Genomic DNA, 25753 nt, shown 5'->3' on the forward strand with positions numbered 1-25753 from the left:
ATTGGTCGCGGTGGCGCCGGATCCGGTGATCGCATAGGTTCCGGCATTGCTCGCGATCGTCGCGACCGAACCATAGGTGAGGCCTGAGACGACGCTGGCGGTATCGCCATTGCGGAAGCCGGTGATGCTGCCGGTAAAGGCGGGGTTGGAGAGCCCGTATTCGCGCGTCGCGTTGTCCGCCGTCACCGTCAGCAGCGCCTTGGTGATCGTCAGCGTGCCGGGGACGTAGGCGAAGTCATAATTGGTCGCGCTGCCACCCGACGCTGTGATCGCATAACTGCCGACGGCCGATCCGGTGTTGGCCGCGGTACCATAGGCCAGGCCCGAAACCACGCTGGCGGTATCGCCCGCACGCAGGCCGCTGATCGTGCCGGTGAATACCGGATTGGCGAGGCCGTACTCCCGCGTTGCATTGTCGGCGGTCACCGTAAGCAACGCCCTGGTGATCGTGAGCGTGCCGGGGACATAGCTGAAATCGTAGTTCGTGGCGGTGGCACCCGAACCCGTGATCGCATAGTTGCCGATGCCCGAGTTCAGCACCGCGCTGCTGCCATAGACCAGACCGCTGATCACGCTGGCGGTATCGCCGTTGCGATAGCCGGTGATCGTGCCCGTGAACGCCGGGTTGGCCAGGCCATATTCGCGCGTCGCGTTGTCCGCGGTAACCGTCAGCAGCGCCTTGGTGATCGTCAGCGTGCCGGGGACGTAGGCGAAGTCGTAATTGTTCGCCGTCGCACCCGATCCGGTGATCGCATAGGTGCCGACATTGCTCGCGATCGTCGCGACCGAACCATAGGTGAGGCCTGAGACGACGCTGGCGGTATCGCCATTGCGGAAGCCCGCGACGCTGCCGGTAAAGGACGGGTTGGCGAGCCCGTATTCGCGCGTCGCATTGTCCGCTGTCACCGTCAGCAGCGCCTTGGTGATCGTCAGCGTGCCGGGAACGTAGGCGAAGTCGTAATTGGTCGCTGTCGCACCCGATCCGGTGATGGCATAGGTGCCGACATCGCTCGCGATGGTCGCAACCGAGCCATAGGTCAGGCCCGAAACGACGCTGTCGGTATCGCCGTTGCGGAAGCCGGTTATCGATCCGGTAAAGCCTGGGTTCGCAAGGCCATATTCGCGCGTGGCGCTATTTGCTGTCACTGTCAGCAGCGCCTTGGTGATCGTCAGCGTCCCGGGGACGTAGCTGAAATCGTAATTGGTCGCTGTCGCCCCCGATCCGATGATTGCATAGGTACCAACCGGCGACGCAGCCGTTGCGATCGTGCCGAACGTCAGGCCGGAAATGACGGTGGGGTTATCGCCGTCGCGAAAGCCGGTCACCGATCCGGTGAAATTCGGGTTCGTCAGGCCATATTCGCGCGTAGCGTTATCCGCCGTCACCGTCAGCAACGCCTTGGTGATCGTCAGCGTCCCGGGCACAAAGGCAAAGCCATAGCCGACATCCGATGTCAGCGAGCCCAAAGCCGCGTTGATCGCGTAGGTGCCGACGCTGGAACTGGTGAACGCCGAAGTGCTGAGCGCCGGGTTGCCGGCAAAGGCATAGGCCGCGCTGTCGCCATTCACCAGCCCGGCAAATCCAGCGGTGAAGGTCGGGTTGGCGAGCCCGTATTCGCGCGTGGCGTTGTTGGCCGTGAAGGTCAGGATGGGCTGACGGAAGAAGATGAACAGATTGCCGGGCTGGGTGATCGACCCCGGCGGGTTGAGCTGGAAACCGCGATTATAAAGATTGTTGCCGACCAGCCCGCCGCGCTCGATGACATCGTAATCGTTGGAATAGACAAGGAACCGCCCGCCCCCGGTCATGTTGAACGCGCCTGGTCCACCATTGTTGGTGAACACGCTGCCGATGACCGTGATGGCCGTTCCGGCACCGCTGGCGTTCAGCGTGATGCCCGCAGGAATGATGACTTCCTGAACGGGGCTGGAAAAGCCCGCATTGAGCACATTGATCGTGCCGGCGGTGATATTGCCCAGCGTGATGGCACCGGATTGCGGATTGGCAAGGCCGGCGCCAGGGCCGATCTGTATATCGACCAGACCCGTTCCTGCGTTGATGAATCCGCCCGCGCCAAAGGTGACGACCGAAGCACCGGGGTCGCGGAAGGCATCGATGGCACCGGGGAACAGGATGTTGTTGGTAAACAGTTCAACCCTGCCGTTATCGCTCGTGATCCCGGCGTTGACAAAGATGGAGCGGCCCGCCTCCAGGCGCAGATTGCCGCCATCGCCAGAGGGATTATCGACCAGAATTGCCGCGTTGACGGTGATGTCGTTGTTCGCCTGAAGCGTGACGCCGGTTCCGCCCGAAAGGATCGCGGCAAGCGCGCTGGCGCTGATCGTCACATCCCCGCCCGGATCGTCACCGAAGCCGAGGCCCGGCAGCCCGACCGCGCTGGCGGTGTTGAAGAAATAGACCGACCCGGCATTGCCGACCCGATCTTCGGGACCGTCGTCTCCGGGCGCGCCCACCACCAGCCTGCCGCCATCGAGCGACAGCGCACTGCCGAAAAGGTCGGCAACGCCTGTGGGACCGAAGTTGATATCGGCAGGGCCGTTATACCCGCGGCCGATGCGCGAGGTGAGCGAGGGGTCGCCGCCAAAGCTCGCGCCGGGCACAGCAAAGAGATAGGCCGCGCCTACCCCCGCCTGCTCGTTGCCCGCGCCGCGATCGCCCGGCGCGCCGACCGCCAGGGTTTCGCCGCGCAGCGCCACCGCCGATCCGAAAAGATCGCCACTGTCCAGCGTGGGCACCCCATTGGCCCCGGCATAGTCCACACCCAGCGTGCGTGCGAGCGTCGGCGTCGCAAAGGCAGTGTCGGCAAAGGTGAACAGATGCACCGCGCCTGCGCTGACCCTGCCACCCAGCGCGCCATCATCGCCGGTCGCGCCGACGGCAAGCCGCAACCCGTCAAGCGAGAGCGACGCGCCAAAGCGGTCCGCGCTGTCCAATATCGTCAGGTCAAGGTCGCCGCTTCCCGAATAGCCGCGGCCGATGGTTCCCGCCAGCGACGCTCCGAACAGGGCAGGATCGGTGAAGGTGATGAGGTAGACCGCGCCGCTATCGGCGACCGCATTGCCAGCACCGTCGTCGCCCGGCGCCCCGACGACCAGCCGGGTGTCCAAGAGCGAGACCGCGCTGCCGAACCTGTCGTCGGCATCGAGGCTGATCCCGAGATTGTTGCCGCCGGCATAGCCAACACCGATCTGGCCCAGCAGGCCGCCGCTGTTGAAGTCGGTGTCGGTAAAGGTGAAAAGATACACGGCGCCGGAATTGGGAACGCCGCGCGCTGCGCCCGGATCGCCCGGCGCGCCCACGGCAAGCCGGGTCCCATCGAGCGAAACTGCGCTGCCAAAGGCCGCCCCCGCCGTCAGTTCGCTCACCGCGATATTCTTGCCGCCGCTATAGCCGCGTCCCACGATGCCCTGCAGAACGGGTGCCGCAAAATCGGGATTGGCAAAGGAGAAGAGATAGACCGCGCCCGCGTTGGGAACGTTGATGCCCGCACCATCATCGCCGGGTGCGCCGACCGCCAGGCGGTTGCCGTCGAGCGATACCGCCGCGCCGAAATTGTCGTCGAGTTCAAGGCCCGCGACCGGCGTGCCGAGGCCGCGTGTATAGCCGGAGCCGATGGTACCGACCAGCCGCACGCCGCCGAAATCGAGATCGGTAAAGGTGAACAGATAGACCGCGCCCGAATCATCGACATTGCCAGGGTTGCCGAGGCCGTCGTCCCCTGGCGCGCCGACCACGAGCCGGCCGCTGTCGAGAGACACCGCCGATCCGAAGAAATCGAGCTCGTCCAGCTCGACGTCGAAATCGGGATTGGTGCCGAAATTGGCAAATCCCTTGCCCAGGATTTCGGAAACCGTGCCGCCGCCAAAACTGCTGTCGGAAAAGCTCAGCAGATAGACCGCACCCGAACTGACGGGGCTGGCGGCGGAGCTGGTGAGCCTCGGCGCGCCAATGGCCAATCGATCTCCATCGAGCGAAATCGAATGGCCGAAAAAGCTTCCGTCCCCCATGCCGAATGGCGTCAGCGCCGTGTCGACATCCCCAGGCCCATTATAGCCGGCGCCGACGATGCCGCGCTGGATTCCACCGGAAAAGGCGAGATCCGCAAAAGTGAACAGATAGACCGCACCCGGGCTGATCAGGCTGTTGCCGTTGCCGTCATCGCCAAGCGCACCGACCACCAGACGCGTGCCATCGAGCGCCACCGACGAGCCGAACCGGTCGAAATCGTCGAGCGCGATATCCAGGTCGTTGCCACCGGCATCGAAGCCGAGCCCGACAATGGCCTGCAGCGCACCGCCCTGGAACAGCGAATCGGCAAAAGTGAACAGATAGACCGCCCCGGTCTCGCGCTCGAGCGCGGGGGGATTGCCTGCGGCGTCGTCGCCATCGGCCCCAACCGCCAATCGGTTGCCATCGAGCGAAACCGATGTGCCGAAGCGGTCATTGGCCTGGAGATCGGCCAGGCCGATATTCTTGCCGCCCCCATAGTCCAGGCCGACAATGGCTTCGAGCGCTCCACCGGAAAACTGGGCGTTGGAGAAGCTGAATAGATAGACGGCGCCGGCAAAACCGGCCGTGTTACCGGCGCCCGCATCATTGGGTGCGCCGACAGCCAGACGGTTGCCGTCGAGCGAAACCGAGGATCCGAAACGGTCTCCCCCCTCGATCTGCGTGACGAACAGGTTCTTGCCGCCGACATAGCCATGGCCGATCACCGATTGCAGGGTCGCGCCCCCGAACAGGAAATCGGTGAAGGTGAACAGATAGACCGCGCCCGCATCGATCAGGCCGTCGATCGAACCGTCATCGCCCCGGGCCCCGATCGCGAGGCGGACTCCATCGAGCGAAACCGCATTGCCGAAACCGTCGCCTGCACCGAGCTGCGCAAACGATGGCGCGGCAGGTGCCGTCAGGTCCAGCCCCACCGAAGCGCGATAGTCGGCGCCGATCGTGCCGGTCAGGCGGCCGCTGCCGAACGCGGCATCGCTGAACTGGAAGAACTGCACCGCGCCGCTGTTCGGCTGGCTGTTGGCGGGGCCGTCATCCCCTGGCGAGCCGACGGCGAGGCTGGTGCCGAACAGCGAGACGGCAGCGCCGAAATTGTCGCCTTCTTCCACCGGTACCGAGATCTGCTGCGCCCCATTGACCGTGCCGACATAGCCGTTGCCGATGATCGAGCGCTGCAGTGGGCTGGCCAGCAGGGCATTGGCAAAGCCGTAGAGATAGACGGCACCGGCGCCGAACTGGAAGAGATTGCCCGCGCCCTGATCGCCCGGCGCACCGATCGCCAGCCGCCCGGCGTTGAGGGAAACGGCGCTGCCGAAAAGGTCGCCATTGTCGAGCGATCCGGGATCGCCGTCATTCGCCCCGGTATAGCCGCGACCGATGACTCCGACCTGCGCGACGCCGCCTGCCTGGCTGTCGGCAAAGGTGAAGGTGTAGACCGCACCGATGGCGCTCAGGCTGCCGCCGATATTGCCCGCCCCCTCGTCGCGCGGCGCACCGACAGCGAGCTGCCGCGCGACGATATCCATCGACAGCGATGAACCGAAATTGTCGCCGGGATCGAGCGCGCCGAGGTTCAGGCTGTTGAGCCCGCCATAGCCCGCACCGATGGTGCCGATGACACCGCCTGCACCCACAAACGGGCTGTGCAGCAACAGATAGACCGCGCCCGAATCGCCCACGGCGTTGCCCAGGCCATCGTCGAACGGTGCCCCGACCAGCAGGTTGGTGAGCGAAATGGCGACGGCAGAACCGAATCTGTCCCCAGCCTCCAGCGCGACGTCCAGATCGTTGACGCCGCCATATCCGTTGCCGACCGTGCTGAACGACGAGAGGTTTTCGAAGGCCCCGGACTGGAACGCGAAGGTATAGACGGCGCCGCCATCGGCGACATCGTCCTGCCCGCCGTCATCGCCCGGCGCCCCCACCGCAAGGAACGACCCCGACAGCGAGACCGAAGCGCCGAAATTGTCGCCGGCCTGCAGACCGGCCAGCGACAGGTTCTTCCCGCCGGTATAGCCCGACCCGATCACGCCTTCGAGCACGGGTGCCGTGAGGTTGAGGCCCGGCGCATTCGAGAAGCTGATCAGATAGACCGCACCCGCGCCGGTGGTGAGGCCGGACGCGCCATTGTCGAACGGCGAGCCGATCGCGAGCAGCTGGCCGTCCAGCGAGACGGAATTGCCGATATTCTCGGGCGGGTTACGGTTTATGCCCTGCGCGGCGAGCGAATATGTCGGACCGTTGGCATAGGCCCCTCCGATGATCCCGGCGAGCTCGAGGTTGGCGAAAAACGGGCCGTTGAAGGTGAACAGATAGGCGGCTCCGGCCGATGGACCGACGCCATTGCCGCTGTCCCCCGCCGCACCAATGATCAGCCGGTTGGATTCGAGCGTTATCGCCGCACCGAAGCGGGTGCCGTCAAACAGGCCGACGACCGGCAGAGCCGACGGACCGATATAGCCCGAGCCGATGACGGCCTCCAGCGTGGGGCTTTCCAGCGCGGCACCGGCAAAGGCGAACAGGAAGGCCGCACCACGATCGAGACCACCGCCGGAAGACCCGCTGTCACCGGGCGCGCCCACGGCCAGCCGGTTGTTCAACAGCGAAACCGAAGCGCCAAAGCCGTTGGCACCGTCAAGCTCGCCCACTGAAAAATCGCTTGGTCCCCCAATATAGCCGCTGCCGAGCGTACCGAGCAGTGTCGGCAATCCGAAATTGCTGTCGGCAAAGTTCAGCAGATAGACCGCGCCCGCATCGCCGAGCGCGTTGCTGGTTCCGTCATCGCCAACGGCGCCGACGGCCAGGTTGAAGCCGTCGAGCGACACCGAGCTTCCGAAACGGTCGCCCGCCTCCAGATTGCCGATCGCCAGAAGATCGGTACCGGAATAGTCCGCGCCATAGACGCCAATCAGGCTGCCGGATTCGAAATAGTTGAACACCGGAACAGGGCCGCTGAAATCGATCGTGTTCGAGAATTTCAGCGAATAGACCGCGCCGGAATCGATGAAATTGTTCGATCCGCCATCGTCCCCGGGAGCCCCGACCACGAGCTGATTGAAGCGCAGCGACACCGCGCTGCCAAAGGCATCGCCCGGCCCCAGATTGAGCAGCCCGACATTCTTTCCGCCGCCGTAATCGCGGCCGATCGTCGCCTCCAGCACCGGATTGTTCAAACCGGGATCGAACCGGAAAAGATAAACCGCGCCCGCATCGGGCGACAGATCATCGGCGCCATCGTCTCCCGGTGCACCGACCGCCAGCAGATCGGGGTTGAACCCACCGAGCGAGACGCTGCTGCCGAACCGGTCGCCATCCTGCAACGCTGCAACATCGAAATTGCCCGCGCCGGTATAACCCTTGCCCAATATGCCCTTGAGCGTCGGCGCGGCAAAATTGGCACCGGCGAAGGTGAACAGATAGACCGCGCCGATATCGGTGCCATTGACGTCAGCCGAGCGGTCTCCGGGCGCGCCGATGGCGAGCAGTTCTGCCGTCAGCGAGACGGCGGTGCCGAAGCCGTCGTTGGGGAAGACTTCCGGCACCGATACGTTCTGCGGGCTGCCGTAGCCGCGGCCGAATGTCCCGGCATAGGAAAGGTTGGCGAAATTGCCGCCGGTGAACGCGAACAGATAGACCGCGCCGAGCCCGAAATCCTTGTTGGCCGCGCCCATGTCGCCCGATGCGCCGACCACCAGCCGGTTCTGGTTGAGCGAGAGCGCGTTGCCGAAACCGTCGCCGGTTTGCAGCTGGCCCAGCGGCAGATCGAGATCGCCGCCATAGCCCCTGCCGATTGCGCCGATCTGGGTATAGGTGCCGTTCGACAGCGAGAACAGATAGGCCTTGCCCGAACCCCCGACCGAATCGTCAGCACCGCTGTCACCGGGCGCGCCGACCACCAGCCGACCTCCCGAGGCGGATACCGCCGCCCCGAACTGGTCGGCAGCGCCAAGAAACGAAATATCGGTGTCGTTGCTCTCGCCATAGCCCGAGCCGATGATGCCGATCAGCTGGGGCAGGTTGAAGACCGCATCGTTGAAGGCGATGCTATAGACGGCACCCGCATTGGCCAGGTTGTTGCCTAGCCCCCGATCGCCCGGCGCGCCCACCAACAGTCTCAATCCGTCGAACGCCACGCTGGTGCCGAATGCATCGCCCGCTTCCAGCTGCGTATCAGGGCGATTGATGTCCAGGTCCTTGGCACCGACCTGATAGCCGAACCCGATCGTGCCTTCGAAGATACCGCTGTTGAACTGGGCATCGGCGAAGCTGAACAGATAGACTGCACCCGAATCCACGGCGCTGCCGCCCAGCCCGTCATCGCCGGGCGCACCCACGGCGAGCCGGGTTCCGCTCAGCGCGACCGATCGGCCAAAGGCGTCATCCGTGGCGAGCTGCGTCAGATCGATATCCCGGGCACCCGCATAGCCCAGCCCGATGGTGGCCTGCAGCGAAGCGCCGGAGAAAAGCAGGTCGGTGAAATTGAAGAGATAGACCGCGCCTGCGGCACCCGCCGAGCCCAGCGCGCCCGCGTTGCCCGGCGCGCCAACCGCCAGCTGCAGCCCATCGAGCGAGACCGACGAGCCGAACTGTTCGAACCCGTTGATCGGTACCGACAGGTTCTTTCCGCCGCTATAGTCCAGCCCGATGACCGCTTCGAGCACGGGCGCGCCGAAAGCCAGATCGGCGAAACTGAACAGATAGACTGCACCGGAAAAGCTGAGGCTGTTGAAGGCGCCGCGATCGCCAGGAGCCCCGACCGCGAGCCGATTGCCGTCGAGCGAAACGGCGAAGCCGAATTCGTCACCCGGTTCGAGCCCGGGCACCGAGAGGTTGCTGAACCCGGTATAGCCCGCGCCCAACTTGTCGATCAGCCGGGTATTGCCGAAATCGGTACCGGCAAAGGTGAACAGATAGGCTGCGCCCGATCCCGGCGCGCTGCCGTTGCGGCCGGCATTGCCCGATGCGCCGACCACCAGCCGTTCGCCGTCGAACGCCACCGCCGCACCGAACTGCTCCCCCTTGGCGAGCTTCAGGTCGAAATCCCGTGCCGAGCCGAGATAATCGACCCCGATGATCCCGGCCTGGCTGATGTCGGTAAAGCCGGAGGAGGTGGTGAACAGATAGACTGCGCCGGCATTATTCTGCGTACCGTTGCGCCCGTCATTGCCCACCGCGCCGACGACGAGCTGCACTCCGCGCAGCGCCACCGACTGGCCGAACAAATCGCCCGCCGCCCCATTGGTGTCGAAATCGTTCAGCCCGGTATAAAAGGTGCCCAGCCGCGCCTCCAGCGTGCCACCGCTGAAATCGCCGGCCGCAAAGCTGTAGACATAGACGGCACCGGAATCGAAGATCGGGGTGCTGCCCCCGTCGTCATTCGGCGCGCCGATCGCCAGCCTCAGGCCGTCGAGCGAGAGTGAGGTGCCGAACCGGTCCCCGGTCTCAAGCCCCGGAACCGCGATATCGTTGGGGCCGCCCGATCCATAGCCCAGACCCAGAGTGGCAAGCCGCTGCGGCGTCGCGGAAAAGCCCGCATCGCCCATGTCGAAGATATGGACCGCACCCGCTTCGATGTCCGATCCGCCAAAACCGTTGTCGCCCGCCGCGCCGACCGCAAGAATGTTCCCCGAAAGCGCGACCGCGCTGCCGAACAACGCCCCTTCGCTGTTGATGGCGCTGCCGTTGAAGCTCTCGAAACTGAGCACACGCGCCAGGACGCCACCCGAAAACGAGGCGTCGGCAAAGGTGAAGAGATAGACGGCACCGGCATCGCCCTGCGCGATCGCGGTGCCATCGTCACCGATCGCCCCGACCGCGAGCCGCGTTCCGTCCAGCGAGACCGAGGACCCGAAAAGGTCGTCCGCCTCGAGCCGCCCGACCGAGACATTCTTGCCGCCGCTATAGCCCGATCCGATGATCGACTGCAGCACCGGCGCGCTGAACAACGCATCGCCGAAGGTGAAGAGGTAGACGGCGCCCGAATCGGACCGGGTGTTGGTCGCGCCATCGTCAAACCGCGCGCCGACCGCCAGCCGGTTGCGGTCCAGCGAGACCGCCGTTGCGAAATTGTCCTGCTCTTCCAGGCCATTGCCCAGCAGCGACAGGCCGAAAAGCGAGGTATATCCTGCGCCGAGAATGCCGACCTGCCTGCCATCGCCGAACCGGTCGTCGCCGAAGGTGAAAAGGTACACCGCGCCCGAATCGGTGGCCACATCGGTTCGGCTGTCGTCATTGGCCACGCCGATGACCAGACGGTTGCCAAATAGCGACAGGCTGCTCAGCGTGTCGCCAAACTGCAGCCCGCTGACCGACAGGTTGTTGCCGCCCAAGGCTCCGTAATCGGCACCGATCCGCCCGACCAACTGAACGCCCGAAAACGCATCGTCGGCAAAGGTGAACAGATAGGCCAGGCCTGAATCGGTGACGCCGTTTTCGCGGCCGTCGTCCAGCTGGGCGATCACCGCCAGGCGATTGCCTTCGAGCGACAGCGCGTTGCCGAAATGGTCGGACGGCTCGAGGAAGCTGATCGCGAGATCCTTGGCCCCAGAATATTGGTGGCCAAGAATGGCTTCGAGATTGCCGGAGTTGAATTCCGAATCCTCGAAGGTGAACAGATAGACCGCGCCATGGCTGAAGCCGACATTGCCCTGGCCGTCATCGAACACGGCGCCGATCGCGAGCCGGTTGCCATCGAGCGCTACCGCACTGCCGAAATAGTCATCGACATCGAGCGCGAGGTTGACGTTCTTGCCGCCCGAATAGCCTTGGCCGACGATCGCTTCGAGGACAGGCGTTGCAAAATCCGGCCCGGCGAAGCTGAACAGATAGACCGCGCCCGCATCATTGGTGCTGTCGGTCGCGCCATCGTCGAACAGCGCACCGACCGCGAGCCGGCCGGAAGTGAGCGACAATGATGTCCCGAACAGGTCCCCCGCGCCCAGGTTCGCGACATCGAGGCTGGCAGGCCCGGAATAGCCCGCCCCCAGCACGCCCGCCAACTGCCCGCCGCCAAAGCTGAGATTCGAGAAGGTGAAGAGATATACGGCGCCGGAATCGGTCGTCGCGTTGTTGGCGCCATCATCATTGCGCGCCGCCACCGCAAGGCTGAGTGAAGAGAGCGAGACGGCGTAACCGAACCGGTCATCAGCCTCCAGCGCTCCGACCGAAATGTTGTTGCCGCCGGTATAGCCGGAGCCGATGACCGCGCTCAGGACAGGCGTCGAGAACGCGCTGTTGGCGAAGGTGAAGAGATAGACCGCGCCGACATCTGTCAGGCCATTGGTCGCGCCGCGATCCCCCGGCGCGCCGACCGCGAGCCGGTTGCCATTGAGCGAAACCGAGACGCCAAAGCCATCGCCTGCCTCGATCCCCGGGGCGGGCACGACCTGCGCCGGGAAATTGCTGGCAAAGGCCTGAAGCACCAGCCCGTACTGGCTGGGCGCGTTGCTGGCATCGGCGATAATGATGTTCTTGGGGTCAAGCAGCAGCGTGCCGCCGCGTTGGCCGTCGCGCGCGGTTTCGACCGTGCCGCGATAGACCAGCGTTTCCTTGCCCGATATCTCGATCTGCCCGCCGACCCCGCCGACCATCCCGCCGCGCGCGATTGCATTGCCCAGGAACGTCGTCTTCTCGTCCGACCAGATGACGATCTCGCCCGCATTGCCGCGCATGCCGATCGCCGAAACGTCGATCGTCACCGCATCAGTCGCCACCAGCCTGAGCGCGTTGGGCAGTTCGTCGGTGGTGAGGTTCCTGCCGCCCTGGAACTCGCCGCCCAGCCGTACCCGGCCGCCACGAATGCCGCCCTGGGCATAGAATTGCGCCGAGAAAAGGTCGAGCCTAGGCGCGCTGACATCGATATTTCCGCCAAAGCCATGGCTGCCCGACGCGCGGAACTTGCCCGACGAGATGATCTGGTCATCCGAGACATAGCGGATCGACCCGCCGTGCAGGCCGCTTGCATCGATGAACGCGTCGCCGGTGTCGATCGCGCGGCGCGTCGTCCTGATATCGACGCTGCCGCCCTTGCCGAGCGCGGCGTTGACCGTGATCCGCCCGGCGAGCGAGAAGCCGCCCGCATCGAGCTGGATCTTGCCGCCCGCATCGACACCGCTGGCCGACAGGATCGAGCCGAAGGACAGGAAATCGCTGCCCGTGATATGCGCGGTGCCGCCTGTCTTGCTGCCGTCGAGGTTGATCGTACCGTCGAGGATCGTCCGCGCCGCGCGGATCGTCAGCGTGCCGCCGCTGCCGCTCGCCGCCATCGCCTGGCCCGGCGCGCTGCCGTCGCCATTCAGCGAGCTGACCCAGCCGATCGCGTTCTCCGTATCGCTGGCCTTGCCGCCCTTGCCCTTGGCGCTTCCCGCGGGCGCCGCATTGGTTGCGGACGACAGGTCCATCGCGACATTCCGGCCCACCTGCACCTCGCCCGGCGCGGTGATCGCGACCTTGGCCGCGACCAGCGACACCTTGCCATCGGGCCCGGTCTGCATGCTCGCCGCCTGGGGCGTGCCGATGCGCACCGACTGGTTGACCAGATCGCGTGCCGCCGATGCCGTGATCAGCACCGATCCGCCGCGCGCATCGACGACACCGTCGACGCCGACCAGTGCGCCCTTGTCGTCGAGCTTCGTCACCGCATCGCCGACCTGGAAGCGGATCAGATTGTCGCCATGCAGGTCGAGCGTGAACGCCTGTGCGCCGCCAAAGGCGATGCGCCCCATATGCGCGGTGATGATGCCGTCATTGGCCACTTGCGGCGCGACAAATGCGGCAATGCCCGCATCACGTACCGTGATATTGCCATGGTTGGTGATCCTGGCGCCCGCGCGGCCCGGCGTGCCGAAGCGCAGCGCCCCGCCCGCCATGAACGCCTCGTTGCCGATGTCCGCGCTGGTCGCGACCAGCCCCGCGACATCGACCTTGGCATCCTTGCCGAAGACGATGCCGTTGCCGTTGATCAGATAGACCTGGCCGTTGGCGGTCAGCTCGCCCAGGATCTGGCTGATCTCTGGCCCGGTCACCCGGTTGAGCGCGATCGATCGGGCGTTGGGCTGGCGGAAATCGACCCCCTCGCCCGCATCGATCGAGAAATTGTTCCAGTTGATGACCACGCGGTCGCTCGACTGGTCGATGCGCACGCGGCCAGTGCCCTGGCCATTGATCGTCGCCTGGCCGGCCACCACCTGTCCGCCACTGGGATTGGCATAGGCGGCCTGGGCAGAGGCAATGGCAAGACCCGCCGCGCCCGTCCGCAATGCGACGCGCCAACCCGGCATCGTCCGCGCCCCCTGGCCCCGTTTGCGATACAGGCTCATCGCGTCGCTCCGATCGAGAAGAAGATGCGCGGATCGTTGCTGCCATCGGGGGTGAAGCGCGACTTGCCGGGCCAGGCGGCATAGATTTCACCGAACAGGCCGTAAGGCAGGGCGATGCGCGATCCGCCGCCCGCCGACCACAGTTCCGTCACGCGCAGCTCGGCAAAATCGAGCCGCCCGCTCTGGCGCAATATGCCCGCATCGACGAACAGGAAGGGCTGGACGGTCACGCCGCCGACGCTCAGCCGATCGTTCACTTCCATGGCGACATTGATGCAATGGTCGCCGCCCGCCGCGCCATAATCATAGGCGCGGCCGAACTGGTCGCCGCCGAAATTGCATTCGCGCGAGGCCGATGCGCCGCCATTCAGCCCGATCTGCGCTTCGGCATTCACCCGCACGCGCGTCGTGCCATACAGCGGTGCGGTCCACACCAGCGAGCCGTTGAGCGCGGTAAATTCGGGATCGCCCAGCGTCCGGCTGCGCAGCGGATTGAACCGCCCGGTCGCGCCCAGGCCGTTGATGCCTTGCGACAATCCCAGCCGGAACAGCCCGATGCTGCCATCGGCGGCGGCCCAGTCATAGCTGCCGTACAGCTCGTAGAAGCGGCTGCGGTCGTCGATCAGCGTGACGCCGAAAATGCCGCTGTCCGAATTGATCGCGGTCCCTTCCAGCCCGACGATCAGGCTGGAATTGCGCGTGCGGCGCAGCGGATAGCTGAGCCCTGCGCGGATCACCTCTTCCTCGCCCCGGAACTGCAGGATCGACAGGAAACCGCGCACCGCGCGCGATCGCGCCCGCGAATAGCTCACCGTTCCGGTGAGGCCATCATCGGTAATCGGCGCGCTGTACTGGACGAAGCCCGAAACGAAGCCGTCGGTCGGCAGCGTCGCGCGGACATCGGCCACCAGACGGTCGCCCGGCACCAGCACCGAGTTGGCGGTCACCCCGGCGCGATACCGCCGCTCGCCCAGATTGTCGCGGATGCGGTTGTCGAACTGCGCCTCGACCTCGAGCGGATCGAGATTGACCACCACCAGCAGATTGGCCGCGCCCGGCGTCGCTTCGGAAGGCCGCACCACCACCGAGACGTCGAGACCGCCGAGGTCGCCCGTTGTCAGGATCGCACGTTCGAGCTCGTCGACCATCACCGGGCCGCGCTTGATCAGCGGGGTGAAGCGGCGACGCACCATCTCGGTCAGCCGGGTCTTGCCCACCAGTCCGGCGCTCGACTTGAGCTGGATTTCAAGCGCATCGACGCTGCCCTCGACCACTCGCAGCACGACGACACCGTCTTTCACCTCCTGTTCGGGCACGATGGCAAAGGACAATGCAAAACCGGCGTCGGCATAGACGCGGGTGAGCAGGTCGGCGGCGCGATAGATGTCGGCGAGCGTCAGATCCTGGCCCAGGAACGGCTTGAGCGGCGCCTGCAGCCGATCCTCGTCAAGATAGTTGAAGCCAGTGATGCGGAATTTCGTGACGCGCACCTTCTGGGTATCGTCGACGCTGTTCGGGTCGGTGCGCGGGCGATCGATGGTGAAGGGAGTGCGCGGGGTCGAAAGCGGCACCTCGGCGGCGCGGTTCTCGCGCTCGAACGTTCCGGCGGGAGGGCGCACGGGGCCAGGCAGCGCCTGCGCTGCCAGCGGCGCGGGAAGCAGCAAGGCTGCCCCAAAAGCTGAAAGGCACGCACGGGCCATCACGGCCTGCCGACCGCGCATCCTGCCCCAAGTCCGCCACATCGCCATGCGGTTCAAATGTTCCACTACCCCGAAGGGATTGAGAGGGTGCGACCCCGCCTCGGAACGTCGAGAATCCGCGCGGGAACGACCGGTTAGCAGCCCCTGCGTCCGGCAAAGTGCACCGGATCACAGACCGCGAAACCGGACGATCGTCCAGCGCGAAAACCCGCAAGGATAAACCGCTTCATTATGAAATCAGCAAACCTCGCCCCTGGCGATGATTAAGCATTGCCACAGACAAAAGGCAAGTGAATGACGACTTAAGGTCATGATTTTGAAGATGAGATGCCGATTAACCACCGTATCCAGGCGACAGGCGCCGCAGCGTCAGAGCGCCTGCGCAGCCGGATTGCGCAGCACCAGATTGTCCACGCTCTGCCCCTCGGCCCAATGGCCCGATCGGCGGAACTGCCCGATGCAATGGGGCTCCAGATAGATGACCGACACCGGCTGGGTCAGCGCGGTGAGCCTGTCGACCACCGGCGCCATCACGCTATCATCGAAAGGATCGTAGAAGAAACAAACCAGATCGAGATCGGCAGGTGGCTGGTAGCGCGCCGCATCCATGCACAGGAACTGCGTCGGTGCCACGAGCGCGCCCTTGCTCGCCATGATCTCGCGGTTGCTCAGCGCGATATCGACCAGCTCGGGCGCGAATTCGACGCCGATCGCGCGGGCGAAGGGGAAGCGCGCCGCCTCGAGCACCGCGCGCCCCTTGCCGCAGCCATAATCGATGAACGCGGTGCGCGCGAAATCGACCTTCAGGTCGGCAAACCAGACCGGCATGTTGGCGCCGTTGCTCGCCTGATAGCGCCGGGCATGCGCCGCAAGCGCCGGATCGACGCTGAGCGTGTGCAGCTCGCGCATCGCGAAGGTATCGGTGCCCCATTGCTCGTCGAACGCCTGGAAGCTGCGGTCCCGCTGCCGCGCCTGGGGTGTCATCGCGCGGGCATGATAGACGATATTGTGCCCGATCAGCCGCACGATCTCACCGGCGGACCGGCCCCTGAGGCGCTGGGTGATCGAGGACAGCATTGCGGCAGGACACCTTTCTGGTTGACGTAGGATTGCCATTTTCGGCAGGCCATGGCGTCTAGCCCGGCGAGCAGAAGCTTGAAACCGGATTAACCATAGCAAGACCGCTGCGGCCCATTACGGGGCATCTGGCGGCAGGAGAGGACAAGGGGCCGATGAGCAACCCGATTGTGATCACTACCCAGGGCGCGATCGAGACTGTGACGCTCAATCGCCCGGAAGCGCTCAATGCCATGGACGAGCCGATGATCATGGCGCTGCAGGACTATTTCCGCGGGCTCCAGGACCGGCACGCAGTCCGCGTCGTCATCCTGCGCGCCGAGGGCCGGGCGTTCTGCGCCGGGCTCGACCTCAAGGGCTGGAGCCCGCGCGAGGGCGAAGGCGCGGTGCATGGCGGCTGGCGCACCCAGCGCGCGATCGCCACGGTGATGCAGCTGATGCGCGCCTGCCCGCAGCCGATCATCGCCTGTGCGCAAGGCGCGGCGTGCGGCGGCGGCATGTCGCTGCTGCTGTCGAGCGACGTGCGCTATTGCACCCCCGATTTCCGCATGAACGCCGCCTATATCCGCATCGGCCTTGGCGGTTGCGACATGGGCTCGAGCTATTTCCTGCCCCGGCTGGTGGGCAGTTCGCTCGCGGCCGAGATGATCCTGTCGGGCCGCTTCGTCGGGGCCGAGCGCGCGCTGGCCGCCGGGTTCGTCAGCGAGATCGCCTCGCCAGAGGACATGCTTGCCAAAGCCGAGGCACTCGCGGCCGACATGCTGCTCGCCAGCCCGATGGGGCTGAGGCTCAGCAAGGACGCGCTCAACCGCAATATCGACGCGCCCGGCTTCGAGGCGGCGCTGGCGCTCGAGGATCGCCAGCAGATCCTGCTCAGCATGACCGAGGATTATGCCGAGGCGCGGCGGGCATTCATGGAAAAACGGGCGCCGGAGTACAAGGATCGATGAGGCCTGCAAGATACTCCCACAGCTTGCTGGGGGAGGATTTACTTCGCGCCACAGCCCATTGCGTCGGTCTTCTGCCGCTCGATGAAGCGGTGGACCGCCTGGATCACCACCGATCCCTCGCCGACGCCCGAGGCGACGCGCTTGACGGAGCCCGAGCGGACATCGCCCACCGCGAACAGGCCGGGGCGGCTGGTCTCGAACGGTGAGCAGCCGTCGCCGGTCAGGATGAACCCGGCATCGTCGAGCTTCGCGCAACCCTGTAACCAGTCCGAACAGGGCTGCGCGCCGATCATCACGAACAGCGCGCCCGCCTCGATCTGCATCTCCTCGCCGCTGCGCCGGTCGCGCCAGGCGAGCCCTTCCAGATGCGTGTCGCCGGTGAGCGCGGTGACCTCGCTATAGGGGTGCAGCGTGATCGCGTCCGAGGCCATGATCCGGTCGATCAAATAGCTCGACATGGTCGCGGCCAGCCCTTCACTGCGCACCAGGATGTGCACATGCGCGGCAAAGCGCGACATATAGACCGCCGCCTGCCCCGCCGAGTTGCCGCCGCCGACCACCACGACCGGGCGGTTCGCGCAGAGCTGGGCCTCCATCGCGGTCGCGGCATAATAGACGCCCGCGCCTTCGAACCGGGCATAGTCGGGGAGGTCAAGCTTGCGATAGCGCGCGCCAGTCGCCGCGACCACCGCGCGCGCCTCGGCCACCGTGCCGTCCTCGAGCTGCAGCCGAAAATGACCGCCGCTGCAATCGAGCCCGGTCGCCGCGCGCGAGACCGCGAGCCGCGCGCCGAATTTCTGCGCCTGGACCTGCGCGCGGCCTGCCAACGCCTGGCCCGAAATGCCGGTGGGAAAGCCCAGATAGTTCTCGATCTTGCTGCTGGTCCCCGCCTGGCCGCCGGGCGCGGTCGATTCGATGATCAGCGTATCGAGCCCTTCGGACGCGGCATAGACCGCCGCTGCCAGCCCTGCCGGTCCTGCCCCCACCACGATCAGGTCGTGCAGCCGCTGCTGGTCGATCGCCACCGCGACGCCCAGCGCATCGGCGAGATCGTGCGTGCTGGGGTTGCGCAGGATCTGCTCTTCGGAAATCACCACCGGAAGATCGGCATCGCTGAGGCCGAAGCCTTCGAGAAACGCCGCCGCATCGGGGTCGGTCGACGAATCGATCGTTCGGTGCGGATAGCCGTTGCGCGTCAGGAACGCGTTGATCCGGACCGTGTCCGCGCTGCGCGCCGGGCCGACCAGGGTCACTGCGCCCTGCTGGTGCTGCATCAGCGCGACCCGGCGCAGGATGAAGGCGCGCATGATGATCTCGCCGATATCGGGTTCGGCGACGATCAGCCGCCGGAAATCGGCGCGCTTGACCCGGATCACTTCGGTCGGGCCCACAGCGCGCCCGCTGACCAGGATCTTGCGGTCGTTGAACAGGTCGAGCTCGCCGGTGAACTGGCGCGCGCAATGGCGGTGGACGATGCCCTCCTCGCCATGATCGCCATGATCGATGATCTCGATCTCGCCCGATCCGACCAGGAAGAAATCGACTCCGCGCTCGCCGCGATGGAAGACATGATCGCCGTCGGCCAGCGTCTCGCGATGCCCGAAACGCGCGATTCGGCCAGCCATGTCCTCGCTCAGCACCGGGAAGGTCTGTTCCAGCCGGGCATAGGGATCGCTGCTGTCGACCGGCTGCGCGCCGGGTGCCGAATTGCCCATTTCCTGCGTCCTTTCGCCTGACCTTAGTGCGCCGTAGCGTCAGCTCCGGTACCGCATTGCCAAGCCTATCATGCTATCGCGCCAATGCGTCAGTTTCTTGGCATCGCGGCTTGCATTTGGGTGGTGGCGGTGCAGATTAGCGCCCAACAATCCCGTTCAGGACAAGGTGAGGATCATGACCGAAGACGAAGACCTGGAGAGCTTCCGCGCCGAGGTTCGCGCGTTTCTCGATGCCGAGCTGCCGCCCGAAAAGCGCTTCGCTGCCGATGGCTTTGCCAACAGCAGCAAGGAGCTGACGGCCTGGTGGCAGGGCGTCCGTGCCAAGCGCGGCTGGGGCGCGCCCGGCTGGCCCAAGCAATATGGCGGCTGCGAATGGTCGCTCGCCAAGAAGCGCATCTTTGCCGATGAATCGACCAAGGCGGGCGCACCGTCCTACAGCCCGTTCGGCCTGACCATGGTAGGCCCGGTCATCTACACCTTCGGTACCGAAGAGCAGAAGGCCGAGCATCTGCCGCACATCCTCAACGGCACCCGTTTCTGGTGCCAGGGCTATTCGGAGCCGGGCGCGGGATCGGACCTTGCCAGTCTGAAGACGCGCGCGGTGCGCGACGGCGACCATTATGTCGTCAACGGCCAGAAGACCTGGACGACGCAGGGCCATTGGGCCGACTGGATTTTCTGCCTGGTGCGCACCAACACCGAGGTGAAGCAGCAGAACGGCATCTCGTTCCTGCTCATCGACATGAACACGCCCGGCATCGAGGTGCGTCCGATCCGCACGATCGACGGGATGCACCACTTGAACGAGGTGTTCTTCACCGATGTGCGCGTGCCGGTGAAGAACCTTGTCGGCAACGAGAATGACGGCTGGACCTATGCCAAGTTCCTGCTCGGCAACGAGCGCGCCGGCATTGCCGGGGTCGCCCGCACCACCGGCGACCTGATCCGTCTGCGCGAATGGGCAAGCTCGGCCAGCCATTTCATCAACCCGCCAATCAACGATCCGGTGATCGCGCAGAGGCTGGACTCGCTCGAACAGCGGCTCGCCAAGCTGGCGGCGCTCGAGGCGCGCGCGCTCGAGGCACCGAGCCAGTCGGCCGAGGCGATGCGGCTGGTCGCGCCGTTGAAGCTGCTCGGTACCGAGCTGTCGCAGGACGTGTCCGAACTGGCGCTGGACATTGCGGGTCCTGCCGCGCTGCCGCGTCCGGCGAACGATCCGGTCCATCCCTATGGCCAGGAAGGCGAGCACGCGATGTCGGTCTTCCTCTTCGGCCGCGCCCAGTCGATCTATGGCGGCACCAACGAGGTGCAGAAGAACATTCTCGCCAAGATGATGGCCGCAGGGATCTGATCGCCTTCGCAATTATTAGCCAATACCTAACCCGTTTGTGTCGAGCGAAGTCGAGACACGTGTGCGCACGTCCCTCGATTTAAGTTTACCCTGAGCGGCTGGCTTGCCAGCCAGTCGAAGGGCTCGGGACACACGGACATAGTGCAAGGACGCATTCTCCATGTTCGCACCCAATGATGACCAGCAGTTGCTGATCGACAGCGCCCGCCGCTTCACCCAGAAACATTATGCCGACGACAAGCTCGGCCAGATGGGCGAGAGCCCGCTCAACACCGCGCTCTGGTCCGAGATGGCCGAGGCCGGCTGGTTGATGCTGCCCTTTTCCGAAGCCGATGGCGGTCTGCAGGCCGAGGGCCAGTCGGGCCTGGGCGATTGCGTCAGCCTGTTCGAGGTGCTGGGCGAAGGCCTGGTGGTCGAACCCGTACTCGCGAGCACCATCCTCGCCGGGGGCCTGATCGCCGCCAGCCCGGAAACGCAGAGCCGCAGCGACCTGATCGAGGGCATCGTCTCGGGCGGTGCGCCGGTCGGCGTGGCGCTGCACGAGCCCCGCGCGCGGCACGACATCTGGTATTGCGAAGCCACCGCCAGCAATAGCGGCGACGGCTGGACGCTCACCGGCCACAAGTCGCTCGCCCATGGTGCGGCGGCGGCCGAAACGATCATCGTGCTCGCGCGGATCGAGGGCGAGCCGGGCAGCGGTTCGGCGGGCCTCGGCCTGTTCCTCGTCCCCGCCGACGGCGCGGGCGTCACGGTCACCCCCTATCGCCTGCGCGACGACCATTGGGTCGCCGATGTGAAGCTCGACGGCGCGACGCTCGGCGCGGACGCTCTGCTGCTCGGCCCCGGCGCGGCCGCCGAGGCGCTGGAAAAGGTGATCGACAAGGCGCGGCTGCTGCTCGCGGCCGAAGGCACCGGCATCATGCGCCGGGTGTGCCTCGCCACCCAGGCCTATACCATGGATCGCAAGCAGTTCGGCGTGCCGCTCGCCTCGTTCCAGGTGCTCCAGCATCGCATGGTCGACATGCAGGTCGCCTTCGATCAGGCGCGCTCGCTGGTCTATGAGGCGGTGACGCATGATCTGGCGGGCGATGCCGAAGCCGCCACCCGCGCCGCGCGCGCCGCCTATCGCGCGGTCAGCGAGGACGGGGTCGAGGTCGGCAAGCAGGCGATCCAGCTGCACGGCGGCATGGGCATGTCCGAGGAACTGCCGCTGGGCCGCGCGCTGCGCCGGCTGCTCGCGATCCGCCAGGCGTTTCCGCTTTAAGCCTTCGATTTCGAATCCGTCACCGTCACCCCCGCGAAAGCGGGGGTCCCGCTCTTGCGCCAGGCTTTAGGGACAAAGCGGGATTCCCGCGTTCGCGGGAATGACGATGGAATAACCTAAAGCGCGTCGAAATCGATCGGCGCGTGGCGGTCGAGCGTGCGGGAATCGTCGGGCATCGGGTATTTGAGCCCCGTCGCGCAGTTGAACAGCACCACCCGATCGCTCTTGCCGACAAGACCGGCGGCGAGCGCATCGTGATAGGCCGCCAGCGTCGCGCCGCCTTCGGGACAGAGCAGCAGCCCATCCTGCTTGGCCGCCTGCACCACCGCGCGCTCGATCGCGTCATCGCCCACCGCCAGCGCCTTGCCGCCGCTTTCGCGCACCGCGCGCAGGATCAGGAAATCGCCGACCGCGCGGGGCACGCGGATGCCCGCTGCGATCGTCTCGGCATTCTCCCAGCGCTCGGCATGCTCGACCCCGTCGTCGAACGCCTTGACGATCGGCGCGCAGCCTGCAGCCTGGACCGCGAACATCTTCGGCCGCTCGGGGCCGATCCAACCCAGGGCCTCGAGCTCGTCGAACGCCTTCCACATGCCGATAAGCCCGGTGCCGCCGCCGGTGGGGTAGAAAATCGCATCGGGCAGTCGCCAGCCGAACTGCGCGGCGAGCTCCAGCCCCATCGTCTTCTTGCCCTCGATCCGATAGGGCTCCTTGAGCGTCGAGACATCGTACCAGCGGCCCTGTTTCGCGCCTTCGGCGACGATCGCGCCGCAATCGTCGATCAGCCCGTTGACCCGCCAGACCCGCGCGCCCTGCAGCGCGATCTCGCGGACGTTGATCTCGGGCGTATCGTCGGGGCAGAAAACCACCGTCTTGATGCCGCAGCGCGTGGCATAGGCCGCGAGCGCTGCGCCCGCATTGCCGTTGGTCGGCATCGCGATGCGCGTCACGCCCAGCGCCTTGGCCATCGACACCGCCATCACCAGCCCGCGCGCCTTGAACGATCCGGTAGGCAGCCGCCCCTCGTCCTTGACCAGCACATTCGACCCGCCTGCCCGGGGAAGCGGCACCAACGGCGTCTCGATCTCGCCCAGGCTGACGATATCGCGCGTCTGCCGCACCGGCAGCAGCTCGCGCCAGCGCCATAGATCGGTATCGCGCCGCTCGAGCGCATCGCGGTCCAGATGCGCAGCGAGGGCGGCAAGGTCATAGCGCACCAGCAACGGCCGCCCGACGCGCGAGAGCCCGTGCACCTGATCGGCCTCGCAGCGATCGCCGGTCATCGAGCATTCGAGATGCGTGACGAAGCTCTGCCGTTCGGCCAGGATGTTGCTCAGCAAGGGCATGGTCGTCGCGCTCTCCCTGCCCCCGGTGATCGGCAGGCTTGTCCGTCCCAATTGGGCTTTTCGGCTTTCATTTCAATGTTTTGTTGATCTACTTAGCGAAACGGAAGCCGCATCGCCCATCCGAAGCGCGCAGTCTCCTGACCGGGATAGTCGATAAGACCGATGGTCATCGCGTCATGCCCGCCGCTCGGCCGCGCCCGATAGGTGCCAAGCAGCCGGTCCCAGATCGACAGGCAGAAGCCATAATTGCTGTCATGCTCGATGCGGCGGGTGCTGTGATGCACCCGGTGCATGTCGGGCGTGACGATGACGAGCCGAAGCACGTCGTCAAGCCAAAGCGGAAGCGCCAGATTGGCATGGTTGAACATCGGCAGCAGCGCGAGCAGCAGCTCGAACACGATCAATGCCCAGAGCGGCGCACCGAGCGCGAGTGCCACGCCCATCTTGAACAGCATCGACAGGGCGATCTCGAGCGGATGGAAGCGCAGCGCGGTCGACACGTCGAGATCGCGATCGGCATGGTGCACCCGGTGCATCCGCCAGAGCAAAGGCACGCGGTGCGTCGCCCAGTGCTGCGCCCAGACCGCCAGATCGAGCAGCAGGATCGCGGTGATCCCCTGCGCCCAGCCGGGCAGGCCGGTCATCGGCAGCAGGCCGAAATCGGGCTGCGGCGCATAGCCCGTCACCGCACCGAACAGCGCAATGAAGATGAGCGCCTGCACCCCGCGCTCGATCGGCATGTTGACCAGCACGAAGCCGAGATGCGCGGGCCAGCGCCTAGCCGCCGGCAGGCTGCGATGGCGGCGCGGGAAGAGCGCCTCGGCCAGCAGCAGCGCCAGCGCCGTGCCCAGCAGCACCGCGCTGATCAGCCAGGGCTGGCCACTGGCGATCATGACGCGGCAGCGGCCTCGGGCTGGATTCCCTGTTCGTCCATGGTCGGGTAATCGGTATAGCCTTCGGGCGAGCTGCCATACCAGCGCGCCGGATTGTCCGGATTGAGCGGCGCATTGACCGCCAGCCGCGCGGGCAAGTCCGGATTAGCAAGGAAGGTGCGACCGAAGCTGATCGCATCGGGAATGCCGCCCGCCATCGCCGCGACCGCCTTGTCGTGATCGTAATCGCTGTTGAGCACCAGCGGACCCGAGAACACCTTGCGGATGTGCGGGCTGACCGGCGGCACGTCGCTCGCCCCGAAGGTGCCGTCCATCGGCGGCTCGCGCAGTTCGAGGAATGCGATGCCGATCTTGTCGAGCAGCGCGGCGGCGGCGGTAAATGTCGCTTCGGGCGTCGCGTCGTTCACCCCCTGCGTCTCGCCATTGGGCGACAGGCGCACCGAGACATGGTCGTGGCTCCAGACCCCGACCAGGTGCTGCGCCACCTCGCCCAGCAGGCGGATGCGATTCTCGACCGCGCCGCCATAATCGTCGTCGCGCAGGTTGGACGAGGAGCGCAGAAACTGGTCGATCAGATAGCCATTGGCGGCGTGAATCTGCACCCCGTCGAAGCCGGCGCGGCGCGCATTCTCGGTCGCGCGGGCATAATCGTCGAGGATGCGCGGGATTTCACCGACCTCGAGCGCGCGCGCGGTCTCATAGGGCTTGGTCCCCTCATAGGTATGCGCGTGATAGTCGAACCGCGTCGCCGAGGCCGAGACCGGGGGCTTGCCGCCGTTGAAATCGGGATGCACCAGCCGCCCCATATGCCAGAGCTGGCAGATGATCCGCCCGCCTGCCTGGTGCACGCGCTCGACCACCGGCTTCCAGCCTTCGACCTGCTCGTCGTTCCAGATGCCCGGCGCATAGGGCGTCCCCAGCCCCTCCGGGCTGATCCCGGTCGCTTCGGAGATGATCAGCCCCGCGCTGGCGCGCTGCGCATAATATTCGCCCATCAGCGGCACCGGCACGTGCGCACGTGTCGCGCGGCAGCGGGTGAGCGGCGCCATCAGGATGCGATTGGGGCAGCTGATCGCGCCAAGCTGGACAGGATCGAACAGGGTGGGCATGGGCAGCATCTCTCCTTCGCGCGCCATCGGGAAAAGCCCCGCGACAGCGTTTAACCGAATGGCTAAAGGCCGATGATGACAAAAGCAACCGAGCGGGGCGGGATTCTCGCGATCCTCGCGCTGATCCTCGCCAATGTCGCGCTCGCCACCGGGCCGCTGTTCGTGCGCATGGCCGATACCGGGCCGGTCTCCGCCGGTTTCTGGCGGCTGACGCTGGCGCTGCCGGTGCTGTTCCTGATCGCCCGGCAACAGCGCGAGCCGATGACCGGCTATCGGACCTCGATCTGGTGGTTGCTGGTGTTGAGCGGCATCGCCTTCGCGCTCGACCTCGCCAGCTGGAATTTCGGCATCGAGCGCACCAAGCTCGCCAATTCGACGCTGTTCGGCAACATGGGCAGCGTGATGCTGGTCGTCTACGGCTTCGTCATCGGTCGCGTCTGGCCGCATCGGGCGGAACTGGGCGCAGTGGCATTCGCGATCCTTGGCGCAGGGTTGCTGATGGGCAGCAGTTACGAGCTCGATGTCCGCAATCTGGTCGGCGATCTTTTCTGCCTGCTGGCGGGCGTGCTCTACGTGGTCTATCTGCTCAGCATCCGCCACGTCCGGGGCGAGATGGGCAGCTGGTCGGTGCTGGTCTGGTCGACCATCTTCGGCATCGGCCCGATGCTTTGTATCGCGGTGCTGCTGGGCGAGCCGGTCTGGCCGACCGACTGGACGCCGGTGCTGCTGCTCGCTCTGGTCTGCCAGCTCTTCGGCCAGGGGGCGATGGTCTATGCGGTCAGCCATTTCTCTCCGGTGGTGCTGGGCATCGCGCTGCTCAGCCAGCCCGCGATCGCCGCGCTGATCGGCTGGCGGGTATTCGGCGAGACATTGTCGCTCTTCGACACGATCGGGATGGTCCTGATCGGCGTCGCGCTGGTGCTGGTGCGCCTGCCTGAAGCGCGGCGCGCGGCGCGGCTTGCAGCTTCGCCCCCGGCTCCCTAACTGTGGGAGCATTCATG

11 protein-coding genes are annotated in these 25753 nt (G+C 65.8%); 4 read left to right on the forward strand and 7 right to left on the reverse strand.

Translation table 11 applies throughout. The features are described from left to right. The 3 genes from FG486_RS16840 to FG486_RS16850 form a co-directional block, all read right to left on the reverse strand. Positions 1 to 13347 (reverse strand): MBG domain-containing protein (locus FG486_RS16840; protein ID WP_181268434.1); only part of this gene is annotated, 13347 nt, incomplete at its 3' end. Continuing rightward, positions 13344 to 15011: a ShlB/FhaC/HecB family hemolysin secretion/activation protein gene (locus FG486_RS16845; RefSeq protein ID WP_181268435.1), complete on the reverse strand. Its 1668-nt coding sequence runs from the start codon at positions 15009 to 15011 to the stop codon at positions 13344 to 13346. The genes FG486_RS16845 and FG486_RS16840, both read right to left, overlap by 4 nt. Positions 15012 to 15416: 405 nt before the next feature. Next, positions 15417 to 16124, reverse strand: coding sequence for a class I SAM-dependent methyltransferase (locus tag FG486_RS16850; protein ID WP_066281070.1), 708 nt, complete (start codon positions 16122 to 16124; stop codon positions 15417 to 15419). A 155-nt stretch (positions 16125 to 16279) separates the two neighbouring features. Between FG486_RS16850 and FG486_RS16855 the strand changes: the two genes are divergently transcribed. Next, positions 16280 to 17074, forward strand: a complete 795-nt coding sequence (locus FG486_RS16855; protein WP_181268436.1) for an enoyl-CoA hydratase/isomerase family protein — start codon at positions 16280 to 16282, stop codon at positions 17072 to 17074. A gap of 38 nt (positions 17075 to 17112) precedes the next feature. Here FG486_RS16855 and FG486_RS16860 read toward each other — a convergent pair whose 3' ends face one another. Continuing rightward, positions 17113 to 18789: an FAD-dependent oxidoreductase gene (locus FG486_RS16860; RefSeq protein WP_181268437.1), complete on the reverse strand. Its 1677-nt coding sequence runs from the start codon at positions 18787 to 18789 to the stop codon at positions 17113 to 17115. A 175-nt stretch (positions 18790 to 18964) separates the two neighbouring features. Here FG486_RS16860 and FG486_RS16865 point away from each other — a divergent pair, with 175 nt between their 5' ends. Together FG486_RS16865 and FG486_RS16870 are read left to right on the forward strand one after the other, a co-directional pair. Next, entirely contained in the window at positions 18965 to 20140 is a 1176-nt protein-coding gene (locus tag FG486_RS16865; protein WP_181268438.1) for an acyl-CoA dehydrogenase family protein, read from the forward strand. A 160-nt stretch (positions 20141 to 20300) separates the two neighbouring features. Next, entirely contained in the window at positions 20301 to 21404 is a 1104-nt protein-coding gene (locus FG486_RS16870; protein WP_181268439.1) for an acyl-CoA dehydrogenase family protein, read from the forward strand. Positions 21405 to 21520: 116 nt separating this feature from the next. Here the strand turns inward: FG486_RS16870 and FG486_RS16875 are convergent, their stop codons facing one another. From FG486_RS16875 to FG486_RS16885, 3 genes are all read right to left on the reverse strand, one after another. Beyond that, positions 21521 to 22750 (reverse strand): threonine synthase, encoded by a 1230-nt coding sequence (locus FG486_RS16875; protein ID WP_181268440.1) that lies wholly within the window; start codon positions 22748 to 22750, stop codon positions 21521 to 21523. Positions 22751 to 22842: 92 nt separating this feature from the next. Further along, positions 22843 to 23643: a sterol desaturase family protein gene (locus tag FG486_RS16880; protein ID WP_181268441.1), complete on the reverse strand. Its 801-nt coding sequence runs from the start codon at positions 23641 to 23643 to the stop codon at positions 22843 to 22845. Then, entirely contained in the window at positions 23640 to 24752 is a 1113-nt protein-coding gene (locus FG486_RS16885; RefSeq protein ID WP_181268442.1) for an alkene reductase, read from the reverse strand. The genes FG486_RS16880 and FG486_RS16885 overlap by 4 nt, the downstream gene beginning before the upstream one ends. A gap of 72 nt (positions 24753 to 24824) precedes the next feature. Between FG486_RS16885 and FG486_RS16890 the strand changes: the two genes are divergently transcribed. After that, positions 24825 to 25736 (forward strand): DMT family transporter, encoded by a 912-nt coding sequence (locus FG486_RS16890; protein WP_241695883.1) that lies wholly within the window; start codon positions 24825 to 24827, stop codon positions 25734 to 25736. Positions 25737 to 25753: the final 17 nt, after the last annotated feature.

The sequence above is a fragment of the Blastomonas ursincola genome (genome assembly GCF_013607875.1).
GTDB classification, from domain to species: Bacteria; Pseudomonadota; Alphaproteobacteria; order Sphingomonadales; family Sphingomonadaceae; genus Blastomonas; species Blastomonas ursincola.